A 16,136-nucleotide genomic window follows, 5' to 3' on the forward strand; every position below is an offset into this window, starting at 1 on the left:
CGGTCGTGCTCGTTCGCAGTGCTCTCAGTCCCAGCGGAGTCCTCCGCGACGCCATTCGTAGGCGTAGGCCACTGAGACGTTGACGAGGAAGAGGGCGACGGCGATGAGCCCGAACCACCCGAGACTCTCGGAGGCCACCGCCCAGGGGTAGAGGAAGACGATCTCGATGTCGAAGATGATGAACAGCATCGCGGTGAGGTAGTACTTCACCGGGAATCGCTGGACGACGCCGGCGGTCGGGGGCAACGGTTCGATGCCGCATTCGTAGGCCTCGAGTTTGGCGCGGTTGCGGCGGCGAGGGCCGATCACGGAGGCGATGACCACGGAGACGAGTGCGAACGCCAGCGCGATGGCACCCAGTACGAGGATCGGTCCGTAAGCGTTCATGCCGGCGTAGCCTCCACTTCCGCAGTGCTGGTCGAGACGGCCATCACGTGCCAGATGATCTGTGACTCAACCCACACCCTACTCACGTAATTGCGTGTGCTGTGGGACTTCTCGGTGAAGTCGCGAGTCCGCGAGGGCTACCGCAACAGCGCGACGACGGTCCGCGGCAGCTCCAGCGGATCCACCGGGAGATCGGCGGTGGCGTCGGCCCGCGACCAGTCGGCGAGCCAGCGGTCGGCCCGGCGAGCGATGAGCACGAGCAGCGGGGGGCACGGGTCGTATTCGTCGCGGATCTGCTTGGCCAGACCGAGCCCGCCGGTGGGCGCGGACTCGCCGTCGAGCACCGCGAGATCGACCGTCCCCTCGTCGAGGTGAGCGAGCACCATCGGCGCGGTGGCCACCTCGATGTACTCCAGATCGGGAAGGTCGGGGTGGAGGCGTTCGCCGAGTGCGCTGAGGACCTGGCGGCGGGTGCCGGAGTCGTCGGAGTAGACGAGGACCCGCGCAGTGACGCGATCGTCGGCCGGAGAACTGTTCGAGCGGCTCACGGTGTCGACCCTAGTGCGATGCGGTCGCCGTCTGGGTGCTTTCGCCGAGCGGGTGCTCGGTCACCGGTGTTCGATCGCGTACCGGACGCGAGCCGCCGCGGCGGCGACCGCGGTGTGAACGTCGTCGCCGGTGATGAGGCGGGTCACCAGTGCGGCGGTGAAGGTGTCGCCGAGTCCCTTCGCCCAGGTCGCGATCTCCGGGCCCGACACGGTCCGGTGCTCGTCGGCGGTCACGATGAGGTTGTCGATCACGCCCTCGTCGGTGTGCACGCCCGTCACGATCACGGTGCAGTGATCGGAGGGCGCGCGGCCGGCGGGGAGGAGGAGTCTGCGTGCCAGGCCGGTGATGCCGGAGTCGGCCTCATCCGAGGCTTCGCCGGCGGGGTGTCCGGGGCCGACGAGGTGCTCGAGTTCGAATCGGTTCGGCGTGAGTACCGCCGCCAGCGGCACCAGCGCGTCGCGGAGTGCCGGGGCGACGGCGGGGTCGGTGTAGAAGCCGACGTCCGAGTCGCCGAAGGTCGGATCGAGGATCAGCGGCGGACGCTCGCGCTCGTCGAGTGAGCGGTACCACGCGGCGATGGCGTGCGCCTGTCCCGGCGACGCCAGATAGCCGACGGCTATCGCCTCCACCGCGCGCAGGGCGCCCGTGGCGCCGAGGTCGCGCAGGGCGGCGTCGATCCATTCCGGCGTGACCTCGACGGTCTGCACCGACGGGTAATGGGGGAGATTGCTCAGGACGAGTGTGGGAACGGCCGCACAACGGACACCGGCCTCTTCGTAGACGGGCATGGCCGCGTTGAGACCGACGGAGCCGAAGACCAGTTGCGACCCGAAGGCGACCACTCGTGCCGGGCGCGGATCGAGTTCGAAGTCGCGGGCGTCGTCGGTGGTGTACATGGCGCTCGACACCTTACCGGTACGACACACATGATCGACGCCACTGGGACCTCACACTCGGCGTCGCCAGAACGTCTGCTCTATGAATGGAAAGCGAGGTGAGTGCGATGACGAGACGACACGCGGTGGTGGACACCGAACTGGGCCGGTTGACCATGGTCGCCGACGGCTCGGCACTGACAGCCGTCTACTTCCCCCACCACTGGCATCTGCCGCCCGAAACGGAGTACGGGGAGCCGACCGCCGCCGACGACCCGGTGTTCGTCCAGGCGGCCCGGGAACTCGACGAGTACGTCGCCGGCGACCGGCGTGAGTTCGACGTCGAGATCGCGACCTCCGGAGACGATTTCTCCGAACGGGTGTGGGCGATGCTGAGAGAGATCCCGTACGGGGAGACGACGACGTACGGTGAGCTCGCGCGCAGGCTCGGCAACCCGCGCCTGGCACAGCGCGTCGGTCAGTGCGTGGGCCGCAACCCGATCAGCGTGATCATTCCGTGCCACCGCGTGATCGGCGCGGACGGCTCGCTCACCGGGTACGCCGGCGGGCTGGATCGCAAACGTCGGCTGCTGGAGATCGAAGAACCGCCGGAGGTGTCCGATGCCCGCCTGTTCTGACGATCCACGATGAGGGAGCCCTTCGACCGGATCGTCGCGCAGCACGGAGCCGTTGTGCTGCGCGTGTGCCGCGGTGTGCTCGGTGCCGGCCCGGATGCGGACGACGCGTGGTCGGAGACCTTTCTGGCGGCGCTGCGAGCGTGGCCGGATCTGGAGGAGGGCACCGACGTCGAAGCCTGGCTGGTCCGGGTGGCGCAACGGAAGGCGATCGACGTCATCCGGGCGCGTGCGCGGAACGCGGTGCCGATCGACGAGGTGCCCGAACGGGAGTCGCAATACGGGCTGCCGGGAACCGGGGACGCGGACGTGTGGGACGCGGTCGCCGACCTCCCGCCCCGGCAGCGTCTGGCGGTCGGCTACCACTACCTCGCTCGGCTCAGTCACGTCGAGACGGCCGAGATCATCGGCGGAACGCCCGCGGCGGTCCGGCGCGCCGCCGCCGACGGCATCAGATCCCTGCGCAAGACCTACGGCACCACCGGCACCTGCTCGGAGAAGGGAGGCCCGCGATGACGGACCTGTTCCCGGTCGCACCGGACGACCTCGGCCGGCTGCACGCCCGGCTCACGACAGCCGCTGACGAGAACGCGCTGCTGGACGTGGCGTATCGGACGGTCGAGACCCCGATCGGGCCGCTGCTCCTGGCCGCCACCGAGGCCGGATTGGTCCGCATCGCGTTCGAGAGCGAGGACTTCGACGCGGTGCTGGACGTTCTGGCCGCGAAGGTGAGTTCCCGGATACTTCGCGCGCCGCGTCGGCTCGACGTCGTCGCAGCACAGTTGGACGAGTACTTCCGCGGCCGGCGCCGGCAATTCGACGTGGCGCTGGACTTCCGGCTGTCGTCCGGCTTCCGGCAGACGGTGCAGCGGTATCTGCCGCACATCGGGTACGGGCACACGCAGTCGTACCGGGAGGTCGCCGAGTCGGTGGGTAACCCGGGGGCCGTGCGCGCGGTCGGCACCGCATGCGCCACCAACCCGTTGCCCGTCGTCGTCCCATGCCATCGGGTGCTGCGCGCCGACGGGAGCCTCGGCGGCTATCTGGGGGGCGTCGAAGCGAAGACGGCACTGCTGACGCTGGAGCGTGTCGCGTGAACGGGAGCCCGAACTAGCTCTTCGGCGACGACGATCCGGGGCGGCCGCCGCCCGAGCTCCCGGACGGCGCGGCGCTGGTCCGCGGGTGGCTCACGCCGCACCAGCAGCGGTGGTTGGTCGCGCAGTACCGCCGGTGGGCGGCCGGACCGGTGCCGCCGCATTCGGCGCGCATCGGGGAGCATCGGATGAGCGTGCGGACCGTCTGCCTCGGCTGGCATTGGCGTCCGTACCGGTACTCGCGCGACGCCGTCGACGTCAACGGGCGCCGGGTGCTCGGCTTCCCGGACTGGATGGTGCGGCTGGGGCGCCAGGCGCTGACGGCGGCCGGCGATCCGAGCGCCGAGCGGTACACGCCCGACACGGCGCTTGTGAACTACTACGACGCCGGCGCGAGGATGGGGATGCATCAGGACCGGGACGAGGTGTCGCGCGAGCCGGTGGTCTCGCTGTCGATCGGCGATACGGCGCGTTTCCGGTTCGGCAACACCGAGAACCGGAGTCGACCGTACCGGGACTTCGACCTGGAGTCGGGGGACCTGTTCGTCTTCGGCGGACCGTTGCGGCTGGCGTATCACGGCGTGCAGCGCATCCATCCGGGCACCGCGCCGGACGACTGCGGTCTCGCGGCGGGCCGGATCAACATCACCATGCGGGTCACCGGGCTGTCGGAGTGATGGCGAGCCGAAGCCGGTGACGGGCGAGTGAGGATTTCAGGAAGGACACCATGACTGCAGAACCCGAGGACGTCACCGGCTCCGGCCTGGTGGTCGGCGACGACGGCCTCGCGCGCCCGGTGTGGGCGAGCACCGATCCGCTCCTTCGCGAGTACTACGACACCGAGTGGGGTGTGCCCGTGCGTGATGAGCAGGGCCTCTACGAACGACTCAGTCTCGAGGCCTTCCAGTCGGGGCTGTCGTGGGCGACGATTCTGCGCAAACGCCCCGCGTTCCGCCGGGCCTTCGACGGCTTCGATCCGGAACGCGTGGCCCGCTACGGCGAGGCCGACGTCGCCCGACTGATGAACGACGCCGGGATCGTGCGCAACCGAGCGAAGATCCTCGCCGCGATCACCAACGCCGGGGCCACCCTGTCGCTGCGCGAGAAGGGCGGTCTGGCCGAGTTCATCTGGAGCTTCCGGCCCGACGAGACGCCGCGTCCGCGCACGCACGCGGACGTGCCCACCCAGTCGCCCGAGTCGAAGGCGCTGGCGAAAGCGCTGAGACGCGAAGGCTTCTCCTTCGTCGGACCGACCACGATGTACGCGCTGATGGAGGCGGTCGGAATCGTCGACACCCATCTGCTGGGCTCTCATCGCCGGGGGACGTCGGGGGTATGGCCGGACTGACGCCGGCGCCGTGTGGGCGAGGGTTTGTGCCGCTTACTACAGCTAGCGACGCAGGTCAGCGGAATCAGAAGTGTGTGCAACGTCTCGCATTCGCGAGTCGAGTCGTTTTGAATCACCGGCAGCGGGACAATGGATGCGACTAAATATCAGAGAGTTCCACAAGAACGACGATCAGATAAGAGGTTTCCACCTATGGCCTCCACGGACCAGACGATCATCTACACCCTCACCGACGAGGCACCGCGACTCGCGACCTCCGCGTTCCTGCCGATCATCCGCACGTTCGCAGAACCCGCCGGCATCGACGTCCAGACCAGTGACATCTCGGTCGCAGCGCGCATCCTCGCCGCGTTCCCGGACTATCTGACCGACGAGCAGAAGGTGCCCGATAATCTCGCCGAGCTCGGTCGGCTGACGCAGAAGCCCGACACCAACATCATCAAGCTCCCCAACATCAGCGCATCGGTTCCGCAGCTGAACGCGGCCATCCACGAGCTGCAGGCCAAGGGTTACGCGGTCCCGGACTACCCCCAGGATCCGAAGACCCCGGAGGAGGAGGAGATCCGCAACCGCTACTCGGCATGTCTGGGCAGTGCGGTCAATCCCGTTCTCCGCGAAGGTAACTCCGACCGGCGCGCGCCGAAGGCCGTCAAGGAGTACGCGCGCAAGAACCCGCACAGCATGGGCAAGTGGTCGATGGCCTCGCAGTCGCACGTGGCGCACATGACGCACGGCGACTTCTACGCGGGCGAGAAGTCGATGATCATGGACCACGCGTGCGAGGCGCGCATGGAGGTGGTGACCGCCGACGGCGAGACGCACGTGATGAAGACGGTGCCGCTGGACGAGGGCGACGTCATCGACAGCATGTTCATGAGCAAGAAGGCGCTGCTCGAGTTCTACGAGGAGCAGCTCAACGACGCCAAGGAGACCGGCGTCATGTTCTCGCTCCACGTCAAGGCCACCATGATGAAGGTCTCGCACCCGATCGTCTTCGGCCACTGCGTCAAGGTGTTCTACAAGGACGCCTTCGCCAAGCACGGCGCTCTCTTCGACGAACTCGGCGTCAACGTCAACAACGGCCTCGTGGACCTCTACGAGAAGATCGACACACTGCCCGCGTCCAAGCGCGAGGAGATCATCGAGGATCTGCACCGCTGCCACGAGCATCGCCCGGAGTTGGCGATGGTCGACTCGGCGCGCGGCATCTCGAACTTCCACTCGCCCAGCGATGTGATCGTCGACGCGTCGATGCCTGCCATGATCCGCATCGGCGGCAAGATGTACGGCGCCGACGGCCGCAAGAAGGACACCAAGGCGGTGATGCCGGAGTCGACCTTCGCGCGGATCTACCAGGAGATCATCAACTTCTGCAAGACCAACGGCGCGTTCGACCCCACCACCATGGGCACGGTGCCGAACGTCGGACTGATGGCGCAGAAGGCCGAGGAGTACGGCTCGCACGACAAGACCTTCGAGATCCCGCAGGACGGCGTCGCCAACATCGTCGACGCGGGCACCGGCGAGGTGCTTCTGTCGCAGAACGTCGAGGCCGGCGACATCTGGCGCATGTGCATCGTCAAGGACGCGCCGATCCAGGACTGGGTCAAGCTGGCCGTCACGCGTTCGCGCGCCTCGGGGATGCCCGCGGTGTTCTGGCTCGACCCGTACCGTCCGCACGAGAACAACCTGATCACGCTGGTCAAGAAGTACCTGAAGGACCACGACACCGAGGGCCTGGACATCCAGATCATGTCCCAGGTGCGCGCCATGCGCTACACCCTCGAGCGCGCCTGGCGCGGTCTCGACACCATCTCGGTGACCGGCAACATCCTGCGCGACTACCTGACCGACCTGTTCCCGATCCTGGAGCTGGGCACCAGCGCCAAGATGCTCTCGATCGTGCCGCTGATGGCCGGCGGCGGACTCTACGAGACCGGTGCGGGCGGCTCCGCGCCCAAGCACGTCAAGCAGTTGGTCGAGGAGAATCACCTCCGCTGGGATTCGCTGGGCGAGTTCCTGGCGCTGGCCGCGAGCCTGGAGGACATGGGCCGCAAGTACGACAACGAGAAGGCCGCGGTCCTCGCCACCACGCTCGACGCGGCGACCAGCAAGCTGCTCGACAACCGGAAGTCGCCGTCGCGCAAGACCGGCGAGCTCGACAACCGCGGCAGCCAGTTCTACCTGGCGATGTACTGGGCACAGGAGCTGGCGGCGCAGACGCAGGACGCGGAACTGGCCGCGCACTTCGCTCCGCTGGCCGAGAAGCTGGCCGCCGACGAGCAGCGGATCGTCGACGAGATCGCCGCGGTCCAGGGTCACTCGGTGGATCTCGGCGGCTACTACCTCGCCGACTCCGCGAAGCTGGAGAAGGTGATGTGCCCGAGCGAGACGCTCAACACGGCACTGGAGCAGGCGCGCGGCTGAGGTACGCGCCCACCCCGGTGACGACCGACGGACGGCCGATGGTCATCGACCATCGGCCGTCCGTCGTCTGCCGGTCATGACGGCGCGCCGGAACCCTCGCGCGGGATGAGGGCGTCCGCGGTCGACAGCGGAACCGGAGTGAACATCGCGGGCTCGTCCTCGGGATCCAGGGCCGTGGCGCGTGACTCGCCGTCCAGGTGCCAGAGCTCACCCCAGGCCCGGGACGTGGTCAGTGCCCGGCGGCAGTGCTCCAGACGGACCGCGTTGTACCCGGCGAGCGCGGCGTCCCAGTCGACGCCGCCGTCGGCGCGCCGGTGCCGGGCGCAGTGCGATACGGCCGTGCACCCAGTCGTCGAGCGGTTCCCGGTCGAACATGCGCCACCACTTGTCGCGCCACATGTGGGCCACTTCGTCGCGGACGAAGTCGACGGTGTGCTCGAAGGCCGCGTCCAGCTCATCGGGGGTGCCCCAGTCCTCTTCGCCGGCGAGGGCCTTCGGCGACTCGAAGACGTACACCTGGTTGAGCATCGCTCCGCCACGCAGGCCGTAGTGCACGAAGTGGCCCCGAGGCCCTACGTAGACGTCCACTTCCGACAGATCGACGCCCGCGGCGCGCGGGGTCTCGGCGGGGACGGTCCCGCGATCACCACCTCGGCGCGCTCCACGGTGCCGTCGGCGAGGTCGACGTGCGCGCACGTCTCCGCGGTGCGGTAACCCACCGCGTCTCGCAGACGCCGATCGACCGAGAGCGCTGGAAGAACTGGGCCTCGAATGGCTACGGCGGCGAGGTGGTGATCGGCCAGGACCTGCAGCGGGTATCGATCACCTGACCGCTGGGCATCTGTGCTCGATACGGGCGCGGTGAGCCACGGCACTGCGAAGTTCGCAGATCTGTGAGATGCTCTATGAAGCGGGTGGGCAGATTTTGCCCCCTGCAATCTGAAGAAAGCAGTAACACAGCATGGCACAAGGAACCGTCAAGTGGTTCAATGGCGAAAAGGGCTTCGGCTTCATCGCTCCCGACAGCGGTAGTGAAGACGTCTTCGTCCACTACTCGGCTATCTCCGGCGGAGGATTCCGCAACCTGGAGGAAGCACAGCGGGTCGAGTTCGACCTGGAGCAGGGCGCCAAGGGCCCCCAGGCGACGAACGTGACAGCAGTCTAAAGACTTAGACACACGGAACGCCCCGGATCTCTCGCGAGATCCGGGGCGTTCTGCATGCCGGGATGTTCTTGCCCGTGGGGTGAGGAGTCCGTGCGATATGCGACGAGGGCCCGGTCGGCGTTCTCGCCGTCCGGGCCCTCGTCGTTCTTCGGGGTGAGTGACGGGACTCGAACCCGCGACAGCCAGGATCACAACCTGGTGCTCTACCAACTGAACTACACTCACCATCGGCGCAGCTGCACAGCGTTCACACGTTGTTTGCCGAGCCAGGCTCATACTCTAGCCGGTTTTCACCCAGAAACTCCAATCGGTTCCTGACCAGCGTGTTTACGCGGGGCCAAGCCGTTCGACGACCTCTTCGAGGGTCTTCGCGTCGGGGCCGGGGGCGGGAACGAAGGCGGTCTCGCGGTAGTAGCGCAGTTCCCGGATCGATTCGCGGATGTCGGCGAGTGCGCGATGGGCGAGCCCCTTCTGCGGCTGACCGAAGTAGATCGGCGGGTACCAGCGACGGCACAGCTCCTTGATCGAGCTGACGTCCACCATCCGATAGTGCAGGTAGGCGTTCAGCTCGGGCATGTCCCGGGCGATGAAGCCGCGATCGGTGCCGATGGAGTTGCCCGCGAGCGGGGCCGCGCCGGCCGTGGTGATGTGCTCGCGCAGGTAGTCCAGAACCGCCTTCTCCGCTTCGGCGAGCGTGACGGTGGAGGCGCGCACCTCTTCGGTGAGCCCGGAGTCGGCATGCATCTTGGCGACCACCTCGGGCATGCCCGCGAGGGCCTCGTCGTCGGCGTGGATGACGAGGTCGACCCCCTCGCCGATGATGTTCAAGTCGCTGTCGGTGACGAGAGCGGCGATTTCGATGAGCTTGTCCGAGCCGATATCCAGTCCGGTCATCTCACAGTCGATCCACACGAGTTTGTCTTGCACTCGATCAACTGTAATCGGGACGGCGTGCCGCCGTCTGTCCGCGTGCGCGGTACGAGCTACTCGCCTTCGCCGAGCTTGCTGTAGAACTTGCCGACGATCGGCGCGACCACGGCACGCGGCGAATAGCCGCCGGCCACGGACATCGCCTTGCTCAGTGTCCCCGGAACCACGCGCATCTTGTTGCGGCTCAACGCATCCAGGCTCATCTCCGCTACCTTCTGGGAATCGTGCCAGAGGAAGCCCGGGACCAGCTTGTCGACGATCGACGCCTCCTCGGCGGTGGGGGTGTGCGTGCGGACCGGTCCCGGAGCCAGCAGTGTGACGTGCACCCCGGTGTCTTTGAGTTCCCCGCGCAGCGACTCGCTGAAGGTGTTGACGAAGGCCTTCGTCGCCGCATACGTCGCATTGTTGGGAATCGGCATATTGCCTGCGGCGGAGCCGACCATCAGGATGCCGCCGGAGCCGCGTTCGACCATCTGCGGAAGAACCGCGAGAGTGAGATCGTGCACGGCGTTCGCGTTGAGCCGGACCTGGGCGCGCTCGTATGCGGAGTCGAGGCCGGCGAGCGGCCCGAAGGTCGCGATCCCCGCGTTATTGCAGAGGATGGAGATCTCGCGACTCGACAGTTCGTCGCACAGTGCGTCGACCGCGTCGAGATCGGAGAGGTCCGCCGCCCGCACGTCCGCGTCCACCTGGAATCGCGACCGCAGTTCGATGGCGAGCTCATGAAGTACGTTCTCCCGCCGCGCCACCAGGATCACCGAGTGGCCGCGAGCGGCGAGCGTCCGCGCCAACGCCATTCCGATGCCGGAGGACGCTCCGGTGACCACGGCGCGGGCAGACGAACGAGGCGGCATCAACATGGGCCACATCGTATCGACGGCCTCGGACATCGGCCGAAAGGTGTCGGCTACTTGCCCGCGACGAGACCGTGGATTGCTCGCACGCGGGATTCGAGTGCGGCGTGCAGGTCCGCGGGGAGCGTGCCGAGTACGTCGATCTCCACCCCGCCCCCGAGCTGAGCCAGCCGCGGAAGGACCTCGGCCACATTGCCGACGTGTTCGACCACCGCCGCCGCGTCTCGGTAGCGCTCCAGCACCACGCATCGGCTGCGGTCGTCGTCCATGAACCAGTCGTACTGCAGGTTGCCCTTCTCCGTCCGCACCGCGTCGAGGGACTCGGCGACGGCCGCCGTGAACGCGGCGACGTTCTCCTCCGGGATGTTCGGGAAGGTGGCGATCATGACGATCTCGTTCTCGTTCATTCGGGCTCTTCTCTTCTGGTTGCGGGCGCCGTCGTTCCGATGCGGGTACCGAGTCATCGTAGAGAGCAGCACCTCACGGCAAGCCCGCGGCGACCTCCGTGCCCTGCCGGATGGCGCGCTTGGCGTCGAGTTCGGACGCGAGGTCGGCACCGCCGATGACGTGGGTGATCACACCGGCCGCGGTCAGCGGGTCGACCAAGTCGCGCACCGATTCCTGACCGGCGCAGACGACGACGTTGTCCACCTCGAGCAGGCGCTTGCCGACCTCGTTGCCCTCCTTGTCGTGCAGCGTGATGTGCAGGCCGGCGTCGTCGATCCTGTCGTAGGTGGCGCCGGAGATCTGTTCGACGCCCTTCATCTTGACCGCGGCACGATGCACCCAGCCGGTGGTCTTGCCGAGCGACTTGCCCTGCTTGCCCGGCTTGCGCTGCACCATGTACACCTCGCGCACGGCGGGCATCGGCCTCGGCTCGGTCAGGAAGCCGGGAGTGTCGAGGTCGTCGGTGACGCCCCACTCCTGCTCCCATTCCTTGAGGTTCAGTGTCGGCGACTCATCGGTGGTGAGGAATTCGGTGACGTCGAATCCGATGCCGCCCGCACCGATGACGGCCACGCGCTTGCCGACCTCGCGGTGGCCGAGGACCGCGTCGGCGTACGACATGACCATCGGGTGGTCGATGCCGTCGATCGCAGGCACGCGCGGGACCACGCCGGTCGCGACGATCACCTGGTCGTACCCGCCGTCGATGAGCTCCTGTGCGCCCACCCGGGTGTCGAGGTGAACGGCGACGTGGTTGATCTCGAGCTGGCGGGTGAAGTACCGGATGGTCTCGTTGAACTCCTCCTTGCCGGGGATGCGGGCGGCGATGGAGAACTGCCCGCCGATGGCCGGCCCGGCCTCGTAGAGGTCGACGCGGTGGCCGCGCTGCGCGGCGGAGACGGCCGCCGACAGCCCGGCGGGACCGGCTCCGACGACGGCCACCCGCTTGGCCGTGCGGGTGGCCCCCAGGGTGAGGACCGTCTCGCGGCCGGCGCGCGGGTTCAGCAGGCACGAGACCTTCTGACCGACGAAGGCGTGATCCAGGCACGCCTGATTGCAGCCGATGCACGTGTTGATCTCGTCGGCGCGGCCGGTGCGCGCCTTGTCGACGAACTCCGGGTCGGCCAGCAGCGGGCGGGCCATCGACACCGCGTCCACCTTGCCGCGCTCGAGGATCTCCTCGGCGAAGTCCGGGGTGTTGATGCGGTTGGACGCGATCAGCGGGATGTCCACCACATCGCGCAGCCGCTCGGTGAACTTGACGAACGCGCCCCGCGGTACCGACGTCACGATCGTCGGTACCTGGGCCTCGTGCCAGCCGATGTCGGTGTTGATGGCGTCGACGCCGTGTTCCTCGGCCCGCTTGGCGAGCAGTGCGATCTCGTCGAAGGTCTGTCCGTTCTTCACGAAGTCGGCGACGCTCTGGCGCAGGATGACCGGGAACTCGCGCGGCACCTTCCTGCGCACGTCCTTGATGATCTCGACGAGGAAGCGCTGACGGTTCTCGGTGCTGCCGCCCCACTTGTCGGTGCGGTCGTTGGTGTGCGGGCAGAGGAACTGGTTGATCAGGTATCCCTCGCCGCCCATCAGCTCGATCGCGTCGTAGCCGGCTCGGTGCGCGAGCTGCGCCGCGGTGCCGAATGAGCGGATCACATGCCAGATGATCTGCTCGGTCATCTTGAGGTGTTTGAACGGGTGAATCGGGCTCGGCTCGCTGCCGGCGGCGACCTTGAAGGGCGTATACCCGTAGCGCCCCGCGTGAATGATCTGCAAGGCGATCTTTCCGCCCTCGGCATGGACGGCCTTGGTGAACTCGCGGTGCCGGAGCACATCGGCACGGTTCGTCATCTTGCCCGCGAAGGGCAGCAGCTGTCCGGTGCGCGACGGTGCGAAACCGCCCGTGATGATGAGCCCGACGCCGCCGCGGGCGCGTTCGGCGTAGTAGGCGGCGAGTTTGGGCGTGTCCCACAACCGGTCCTCCAGGCCGGTGTGCATCGATCCCATGACGACGCGGTTGTCGAGCGTGATCCCGCCGATCCGAAGCGGTTCGAACAGTCTGGGGAAGTGGGCGTTGGGCGCCGTCTGGGCTGTCATTGGGCGACCTTTCTCGTTGTGGGTATCGGTGGGATGCAGTGGTTTCTGTGGAATTCAGTGCTGCGGGGCGGCGACGGCGGCAGAGCGCTCGAGTTCGCGCTGGAAGCGGTCGAGCACCTCGTCGCACCAGTCGACGGTCTGCTCGCTCATCCGGACCCCGCCGCGGAGCACCAGGTACTGGTTCAGCTTGCGTCCGGACAAGGCATCGGGATCGGGGTAGTACTGCTCCACCCATCCCCGATACACCTCGAGCATCGCGGCGGCCTCGTCGCGGTGGGCGCGGAGTTCGGCCATCACCGTCGGCAGGTCGCCGAGATCGGCGGCGCGCAGCTTGACTCCGAGATCGCTGCGCAGCGGCGGGAGCGGCGTCGGGCTGTTCACCCACTCGGCGAGCATGTCGCGTCCCGCCTGCGAGAGCGTGTACACCTTCTTGTCCGGGCGGCCGTCCTGTGCCACGGATTCGAAGCTCACCAGCCCGTCGGAGTGCAGCTTCTTGAGCGTCCGATAGATCTGCTGGTGCGTAGCCGACCAGAAGTATCCGATCGACCGCGAGAACTGCTGCCCGATCTCGTACCCGGTCCCGGGCCGCTCGGAGAGCGAGACGAGGATCGCGTGCTCGAGTGCCATGCGTGACACCGTAGCAATGCACCTTAGTTCTATGCAATAGGGTTCATATGAACTCCGATGCATATAAAGCGGCGGGTCGGACACACCGCCGCCGATTTGCTGCTAAGACTTGGCCGTGACCTCGTTTCGCCGCATCGCCCTTCCCGGAACCGCACCCGAGGACGTGATCTGCCTGCCCGACGGGCGGGTCGTGACCGGACTCGACGACGGTCGTCTGCTGTCGGTGGAGCCGTCGACGGGGGAGATCAGCGTGCTGGCCGACACCGCCGGGCGGCTCCTCGGCCTCGACTACGGTGCCGACGGTTCGATCTACATCTGCGACCACGATCGCGGGCTGCTCGTCCTGGATCCGGATCGCTCGCGCGCACGAGTGCTCGTCGACACGGTGGACGGCAGGCCGCTGCGGTTCGCCAGCAACGTCGCCCACGCCTCCGACGGAACGCTGTACTTCTCGTCGTCGTCTCAGAACTTCATGTTCGACCGCTGGCGGGCGGACATCATCGAGCACTCCGGGACCGGCAGGCTCATGCGACTGTCGCCGAGCGGTGAGGTCCAGGTGCTGCGCGACGATCTGCAGTTCGCGAACGGCGTGGTCCTGGGCCCCGCCGAGGACTACGTGCTGGTCGCGGAGACGGGGGCCTCCCGGATCTCGCGGTACTGGCTCACCGGACCGGCGGCGGGCACCTCCGAGGTCTTCCTCGACGGTCTGGGCGGTTATCCGGACAACATGTCGATCGGCAGCGACGGGCGACTGTGGGTGGCGCTCGCCTCACCGCGGAATGCTGTGCTGGAGGGCATCTTCCGGCTTCCGCTGCGGGCCCGGAAGGTGCTCGCGCGGGTCCCGCAGGGTGTCGGTCCGACGCCGGAGGAGGTGGTCTGGGTACAGGCCTTCGACTTCGACGGCACGATGGCCCGCGAGGTGCGGATCGACGACCTCGATTTCGGTTTCGTCACCGCCGTCGCGGAGCGCGACGGGGTCCTGTATCTCGGCACCATCCTCGGCAACGCGCTCGGCGTGCTCGACCTGCGCAGCTGACACCCGGCGGATTCGTCCGTCCTCGAGTCGCACCACCTCGTCGGCGATCGCGGTCAGCCGCGAATCGTGAGTGATGAGCAGGGTGGTGCGTCCGCGGGCCAGTCGGCGCAGCGGCCCGATCACTCCGGCGACCGACTCGTCGTCGAGCGCGGCCGTCGGCTCGTCGAGGATCAGGACGGGCGTGTTCCGGAGCATCGCCCGCGCGATGGTGATCCGTCGGCGCTGTCCGCCGGACAGTTCCAAGCCGTCGCCGGCGAGCACGGTGTCGTATCCGTCCGGCAGCGCGGCGATGAACCGATGGGCGCCGGCGTCGCGCGCCGCCTCGATGATCTCCTCCCGGCCTGCCGTCGGACGGCCGAACGCGATGTTGTCGGCCACCGTCCCCGGCCGGATGTGGGCCGTCTGCGGCAGCAGCGTGACCTGTTCGCGGACCGACGCGCCGGTCACCTCGGACACGTTGTGGCCGCCGACGGTGACGGTGCCGGACTCCGCATCCTCCAGCGCGCAGATCAGCGATGCGAGCGTCGACTTGCCGGTGCCGCTGGGGCCGATGAGAGCCGTGATGGCACCCGGCCGCAACTCCAGGTCGACGCCTCGGAGGATCTGCCTGCCGTCGTACGCGAAGCAGACGCCGTCGAGCCGCACGGGCACGGGGGCGCCACTCGGGACCGGTGGCAGCGGCCGCGCGTCGCCGAGTTCGGCACGGTGCACCGGTTCGTCGAGGATCTCCGCGATCCGCTCGGCGCTCACGCATGCCTCGGCCACCGCGAGCCGCACGTCGGCGATCTGTTGGAGCTTGGGATACAGCATCGCCAGGTAGCCCGACAGTGCCAGCAGCTGGCCGACGCTGAGTGCGCCCTCACGCACCTGCCAGACGCCGACGAGGGTGACGGTGAGTGACAGACACACCTGCGCGAAGCCGAGCACTCCGCCGAAGCCGGCTTCGATGCGGGTCTGCGACACCCGGGTGCGTGCCCATCGGCGGCCGTGGCGCTCCAGCTCGTCGGCCTCGTCGCGCTCGCGGTTGTACGCGACGGTGGTCTCGTGGCCGGCCAGCGCGGAGTAGACGGCATCGGCGATGTCACTGTTCGCGGCGCGCTCGGCGTGCGTCGTCCGGCTCTGGCGCCTCCCGAAGAACGACGAGACCGCCCACAGGGCCGGGCATGCGGCCAGTGCGACCCCCGCGACGACCGGGCTCATGACGAACGCGGCAACGATCAGACCCAGCGCGTTGGCGGCCGCCACCGCCAGGGACATCATCCCGGTGCCGATCAAGTGCTCGACGGCTTCCAGGTCGCTCGAATGCCGCACGACGAGGTCGCCGAGCCCGCGGCGCCGATGCGTGATCGGCGCCAACCGCTGGACGTGCGCGAACAGAGCGGTGCGCAGCCGGAGCACCACACCTTCGGAGGCCACCGTCGACAGGAGGGTGCCGACGTAGTCGGCACCGACGCTGACCGCGGTCACGGCGAGCCACAGTGCGGCGAGACGCGCGAACGACTGCCAGTCGGAGGAACCGAGGGCACCGTCGACGACATCGGATAGGAAGAACACGCCGACGGCGTCGCATGCGGCTGCGACCAGTAGAAAGAATGCGGCACCGCTCAGTGCGACGCGATGTCCGGAGGCGAAATGGGAGAATCGGCGCATCGCGGTGAGAAATGTCAT

General features: G+C 67.8%; 18 protein-coding genes, 1 tRNA gene and 1 pseudogene. 9 read left to right on the forward strand and 11 right to left on the reverse strand.

The annotated features are described in order from the left end of the window. Positions 1–24: 24 nt before the first annotated feature. The 3 genes from GSI01S_RS10745 to GSI01S_RS10755 form a co-directional block, all read right to left on the reverse strand. The gene (locus GSI01S_RS10745; protein WP_006896580.1) at positions 25–387 is read right to left on the reverse strand and encodes an NADH-quinone oxidoreductase subunit A; all 363 of its coding nucleotides are present in this window, start codon (positions 385–387) and stop codon (positions 25–27) included. 137 nt (positions 388–524) lie between these two features. Next, entirely contained in the window at positions 525–935 is a 411-nt protein-coding gene (locus GSI01S_RS10750; protein WP_006896581.1) for a DNA-binding transcriptional response regulator, read from the reverse strand. A gap of 60 nt (positions 936–995) precedes the next feature. Further along, a complete protein-coding gene (locus tag GSI01S_RS10755) occupies positions 996–1,832 on the reverse strand; it encodes a bifunctional hydroxymethylpyrimidine kinase/phosphomethylpyrimidine kinase (RefSeq protein WP_006896582.1) in 837 nt (278 codons plus the stop codon). A 107-nt stretch (positions 1,833–1,939) separates the two neighbouring features. Here GSI01S_RS10755 and GSI01S_RS10760 point away from each other — a divergent pair, with 107 nt between their 5' ends. The 6 genes from GSI01S_RS10760 to GSI01S_RS10785 all read left to right on the forward strand — a co-directional run bounded on the left by GSI01S_RS10760 (position 1,940) and on the right by GSI01S_RS10785 (position 7,315). Beyond that, positions 1,940–2,449 carry a methylated-DNA--[protein]-cysteine S-methyltransferase gene (locus tag GSI01S_RS10760; RefSeq protein ID WP_039867493.1) on the forward strand — a complete coding sequence of 170 codons (510 nt, stop codon included), beginning with the start codon at positions 1,940–1,942 and terminating at the stop codon, positions 2,447–2,449. Between the two features lie 9 nt (positions 2,450–2,458). Then, positions 2,459–2,962 (forward strand): RNA polymerase sigma factor, encoded by a 504-nt coding sequence (locus GSI01S_RS10765; protein ID WP_006896584.1) that lies wholly within the window; start codon positions 2,459–2,461, stop codon positions 2,960–2,962. After that, complete coding sequence (locus GSI01S_RS10770) at positions 2,959–3,543, forward strand: methylated-DNA--[protein]-cysteine S-methyltransferase (RefSeq protein WP_006896585.1); 585 nt, start codon at positions 2,959–2,961, stop codon at positions 3,541–3,543. The genes GSI01S_RS10765 and GSI01S_RS10770 overlap by 4 nt, the downstream gene beginning before the upstream one ends. A 74-nt stretch (positions 3,544–3,617) precedes the next feature. After that, positions 3,618–4,217 carry an alpha-ketoglutarate-dependent dioxygenase AlkB family protein gene (locus GSI01S_RS10775; protein WP_051999646.1) on the forward strand — a complete coding sequence of 200 codons (600 nt, stop codon included), beginning with the start codon at positions 3,618–3,620 and terminating at the stop codon, positions 4,215–4,217. Between the two features lie 50 nt (positions 4,218–4,267). Continuing rightward, the gene (locus GSI01S_RS10780) at positions 4,268–4,888 is read left to right on the forward strand and encodes a DNA-3-methyladenine glycosylase I (RefSeq protein WP_006896587.1); all 621 of its coding nucleotides are present in this window, start codon (positions 4,268–4,270) and stop codon (positions 4,886–4,888) included. Positions 4,889–5,080: 192 nt separating this feature from the next. Continuing rightward, positions 5,081–7,315: an NADP-dependent isocitrate dehydrogenase gene (locus tag GSI01S_RS10785; RefSeq protein WP_006896588.1), complete on the forward strand. Its 2,235-nt coding sequence runs from the start codon at positions 5,081–5,083 to the stop codon at positions 7,313–7,315. Between the two features lie 207 nt (positions 7,316–7,522). Here GSI01S_RS10785 and GSI01S_RS10790 read toward each other — a convergent pair whose 3' ends face one another. Then, positions 7,523–7,903, reverse strand: a complete 381-nt coding sequence (locus GSI01S_RS10790) for an FAD-dependent monooxygenase (RefSeq protein WP_006896589.1) — start codon at positions 7,901–7,903, stop codon at positions 7,523–7,525. Positions 7,904–8,001: 98 nt separating this feature from the next. Here GSI01S_RS10790 and GSI01S_RS20120 point away from each other — a divergent pair, with 98 nt between their 5' ends. Together GSI01S_RS20120 and GSI01S_RS10795 are read left to right on the forward strand one after the other, a co-directional pair. Next, the gene (locus tag GSI01S_RS20120) at positions 8,002–8,145 is read left to right on the forward strand and encodes a hypothetical protein (RefSeq protein WP_156150521.1); all 144 of its coding nucleotides are present in this window, start codon (positions 8,002–8,004) and stop codon (positions 8,143–8,145) included. 131 nt (positions 8,146–8,276) lie between these two features. Continuing rightward, the gene (locus tag GSI01S_RS10795) at positions 8,277–8,480 is read left to right on the forward strand and encodes a cold-shock protein (protein ID WP_006896590.1); all 204 of its coding nucleotides are present in this window, start codon (positions 8,277–8,279) and stop codon (positions 8,478–8,480) included. 152 nt (positions 8,481–8,632) lie between these two features. Here GSI01S_RS10795 and GSI01S_RS10800 read toward each other — a convergent pair. The 6 genes from GSI01S_RS10800 to GSI01S_RS10825 all read right to left on the reverse strand — a co-directional run bounded on the left by GSI01S_RS10800 (position 8,633) and on the right by GSI01S_RS10825 (position 13,432). Next, positions 8,633–8,705: transfer RNA gene (locus tag GSI01S_RS10800), tRNA-His, on the reverse strand. 102 nt (positions 8,706–8,807) lie between these two features. Further along, positions 8,808–9,407 (reverse strand): oligoribonuclease, encoded by a 600-nt coding sequence (gene orn / locus GSI01S_RS10805; RefSeq protein WP_006896591.1) that lies wholly within the window; start codon positions 9,405–9,407, stop codon positions 8,808–8,810. 56 nt (positions 9,408–9,463) lie between these two features. Then, the gene (gene cmrA, locus GSI01S_RS10810; protein WP_006896592.1) at positions 9,464–10,270 is read right to left on the reverse strand and encodes a mycolate reductase; all 807 of its coding nucleotides are present in this window, start codon (positions 10,268–10,270) and stop codon (positions 9,464–9,466) included. A 47-nt stretch (positions 10,271–10,317) separates the two neighbouring features. After that, positions 10,318–10,671: a putative quinol monooxygenase gene (locus GSI01S_RS19525; protein ID WP_006896593.1), complete on the reverse strand. Its 354-nt coding sequence runs from the start codon at positions 10,669–10,671 to the stop codon at positions 10,318–10,320. A gap of 73 nt (positions 10,672–10,744) precedes the next feature. Continuing rightward, on the reverse strand, positions 10,745–12,805 hold the full coding sequence (locus tag GSI01S_RS10820) for an NADPH-dependent 2,4-dienoyl-CoA reductase (RefSeq protein ID WP_006896594.1): 2,061 nt from the start codon (positions 12,803–12,805) through the stop codon (positions 10,745–10,747). A gap of 54 nt (positions 12,806–12,859) precedes the next feature. Next, on the reverse strand, positions 12,860–13,432 hold the full coding sequence (locus tag GSI01S_RS10825; RefSeq protein WP_006896595.1) for a PadR family transcriptional regulator: 573 nt from the start codon (positions 13,430–13,432) through the stop codon (positions 12,860–12,862). Positions 13,433–13,547: 115 nt separating this feature from the next. Here GSI01S_RS10825 and GSI01S_RS19805 point away from each other — a divergent pair. Beyond that, positions 13,548–14,192: pseudogene (locus GSI01S_RS19805) on the forward strand (SMP-30/gluconolactonase/LRE family protein); the annotation flags it as partial. A 9-nt stretch (positions 14,193–14,201) separates the two neighbouring features. Here the strand turns inward: GSI01S_RS19805 and GSI01S_RS10830 are convergent. Further along, positions 14,202–16,136, reverse strand: coding sequence for an ABC transporter ATP-binding protein (locus GSI01S_RS10830; RefSeq protein ID WP_006896596.1), 1,935 nt, complete (start codon positions 16,134–16,136; stop codon positions 14,202–14,204).

The sequence above is a fragment of the Gordonia sihwensis NBRC 108236 genome (genome assembly GCF_000333035.1).
GTDB classification, from domain to species: domain Bacteria; phylum Actinomycetota; class Actinomycetes; order Mycobacteriales; family Mycobacteriaceae; genus Gordonia; species Gordonia sihwensis.